A 3,323-nucleotide genomic window follows, 5' to 3' on the forward strand; every position below is an offset into this window, starting at 1 on the left:
TTTATTTGCCGCTTAGCAGAGCGTTAGGCGCCTTGCATGCCATACAAGGAAAGTATATGAATTTAAATCAAGTAACTTTGGCTGTTGATGATATCAATTTGGCCGTGGATTTTTATAAAGCACTAGGACTTATTCAAATTGTCAGCGATGAACACTATGCCCGTTTTTCTTTTCCCGATGGATACTCTACCTTTTCAATCTACTTAGACACTGAGAAACGTGGGTTAGAATGTAGAGGCGTTGTTTACTTTGAACATGAAGAACTTGATCAATTGGTAGAAAATCTGAAAGGTAAAGGTTTAGAGTTCGATCAGGAACCTATCGATCAACCGTTCCTTTGGAGAGAAGCGGTACTAAGTGACCCATCAGGAAACAAAATTAAGTTGTATTGGGCGGGTGAAAATCGATTAAACCCACCGTGGAAAATTGAAGAAAGCGCCTAACAAATGCTTTAAGTGGGATTGTCAAACGCGTGGCGGCTTCAGTAGCTATTGTGTTTACGGTGGTACGATTTGGCTCAGGCGGTTGTAAGTTTGGCAACCCCTTAAGCAGGCGTTATACGCTAGTACTAGTTTAATTACATTTCTGATACCAGAAGTTTCTGGTATACTGCTCTTCATAACCTAAAATACAATAGGAATAAAATTATGAGTGAAGAGATATATAAGCGCGGTTATGATAAAAAAGGTGATGTTTTAGGTGATTGGGAAATATTCACAATTGGTGAAACTTCAATTAACCAACTTAAAAAATTTGGGATAGTTCCAAATAAAACATACGGTAGTAACGGCAGACGCGCACCCGATGAAATAATTATAGACCGTAGAAATGGAACGCCAGAAGTTATAGCTATTGTAGAATTTAAATCCCCAAATGAATTTAATACTGAAAAGAAAAAGCTTGCTGCAATAGAGCAATGCATAAATAGTTACTGTAAACCTCTTAATGCTAAAGTAGGTATTATAACTGATCGAACTGAATATATTTGGGTAAACCCTCAACATGAATCCGGTTATGAAGTTGCATTAAGAGAAGACGGGTATCAATTAGAAGATATTTTCAATCCTAAAAGTGATAAAGAGCAGTCTATATTAACCCTCTCAAAGTGTTTGGGATCCTTTTCTTCTGATAATTCAACTTTATTAAAAACCGAGCTCAGAAATCCATCGGATTTAGCTGATAGCGTATGGCAAACCATATGGCTTGCTAGTGGAGAAAATCCTGATATATGCTTGGCTACATTTGTAGAAATATTTCTATTTAAGTACCTTAGTGACTTAGGGGTGCTTACTTATAATAATGATGGAGTTGATATTTCTTTTGATAATATTATTAAAGTGCCTGATGATAAAATTTTTAACTTTTACTTTAAAAATGTCAGGTCTTATATCAAAGAAATATTCCCTGCAAGTGCCGATGATGGTACATCTGTAATCAATGGTATTGTTTTGGATCCTGATATTGCAGAGCATAACTTTATTTTCAAGGAAATTTTAGAAGGCTTTCGAAAATTTGGAGAACTGAAAAATATCGATCCAGATTTCAAGTCTAGGCTTTATGAAAACTTCTTAAAGAAAAGTCTTAGCCAAAAAAATTGGGGGCAATTTTTTACACCTAGGAATGTAGTAAAAGCTATCATTGAAATGAGTGGCTTAAAAACTCTTCCATCAGGAAGTAGGGTTAGTGATCCTGCATGTGGTGTCGGTGGATTTTTGCTAGAGTCAATTAATACTGTCAGACCAAGAGACTATTCTTTTAATAAGAATACAATCGATAGAAAAATAGAATATATAGGCACAGATAGAGACAAAAAAACAATAATATTAGCTAAGGCTAATATGTTGATACATATGAACGAGCTTGTTAGGGACTTTTCTAAATTCCCTAAAGAGTTTTCAAAAATATTCAACCAAACATTTAAATCCTGTCATAGCTCTATATTAGGTTCATTGTCAGTATTAGAAGAAGGTACTAATGACTTAATATTAACGAATCCCCCTTATGTAGTAACAGGGACTAGTACTATTAAAAAGTATATCTCGGAAAGTTCTGATTTAACTAAATATTACAGGGTTAACGGTGCTGGAGTTGAAGGTTTATTTGTTGAGAAAATAATCAATTCTCTTAAACCAGGAGGAAAAGCCTTTGTAGTTATTCCTGATGGTCTACTTAATAGACTTTCAGATGAAAAATTACGTAAATTTATATTAGATGAATGTATATTACTTGGCTTAGTTTCTCTTCCTAAAAACACGTTTTATACTACCCCTAAAAAAACTTATATTATTTGTCTTCAGAAAAAAATAGACCGAGAAGATAGTCAAAACGATAAAGTTTTTACTTATCTTGTAAGCAATACAGGTGAAACCTTAGATTCTCATAGGTTTGAATGCGAGAATGACTTTCCTTCAATGGTTAGTAATTTTAAAATTTTCTGCGCCGATATTGAAAGCTATGAGGCTAAAAGTATACAATGTAAAGTTTGGCCCATATCAAAATTCACTCCTAATAACCATTGGAGTATTGATAGATGGTGGACCGCGAAAGAAAGAATTGAACTAGGTATTGATGATGAAAAAACTATAACGGATCCTACAGATTTTTCATTAGTATTAGAGAAGCATCAAAAATTGATAGAGGAGCTGAGTCAGAGACTTAAAGTAGCTCAACAAAAAGTTCCTAAAATTGAAAAATATGTCGAAATTGAGCTTTCAAATGTGGATTATTTTCACCTGGCAATAGGTAAACGTGTTTTAAAGAAAGATGTATATAATTCTACCGGCAATATCCCTGTATATAGCGCGAACGTAAAAGACCCATTTGGTTTTATGGATTCCTCTAACATCGATATTTTTTCAAAACCTTATGTGCTGTGGGGAATTGATGGTCACTTTAATTTTTCTGTTAAATTGGCTGGCGAAAAGTTCAGAAGTACAGATCATTGTGGGACTATAAGAATAGAACGAGATGATATAAACCCATTGTTTATTTATTATGCTTTACATGCAATAAGAGAAGAAAATAGATTAGACAGAGAGCTACGTGCCAATCTGAAAAATGTGAGTAAATTCCTTATTAGAATACCTGTGATTCACAATATAAATGGCACTCCAAAAACTGTTAAGGGTGATGTAAATAAAGATGGGGAAAAACCAGATTTGTTTGTTTTTGATATAGAGTTACAGCAAAAAATCGTAGATTACTACACAGAATTTGAAGAGGTTAAATCTCAAATTTATGATTCAGCAAGCCATATGAATATATTGGAAATGGAAACAATTAAGCATTAAGCGCGTATAACAAGTTGCTTAAACGGAATAAAA

At 33.8% G+C, this 3,323-nt stretch carries 2 protein-coding genes; both read left to right on the top strand.

The window, feature by feature from the left end:
* Positions 1-56 precede the first annotated feature (56 nt).
* Entirely contained in the window at positions 57-443 is a 387-nt protein-coding gene (locus tag A1QO_RS14455; protein WP_017041599.1) for a VOC family protein, read from the top strand.
* 204 nt (positions 444-647) lie between these two features.
* Positions 648-3,290, top strand: a complete 2,643-nt coding sequence (locus A1QO_RS14460) for an N-6 DNA methylase (protein WP_017041600.1) — start codon at positions 648-650, stop codon at positions 3,288-3,290.
* Positions 3,291-3,323: the final 33 nt, after the last annotated feature.

The sequence above is a fragment of the Vibrio genomosp. F10 str. ZF-129 genome, assembly GCF_000287055.2.
Classification (GTDB): domain Bacteria; phylum Pseudomonadota; class Gammaproteobacteria; order Enterobacterales; family Vibrionaceae; genus Vibrio.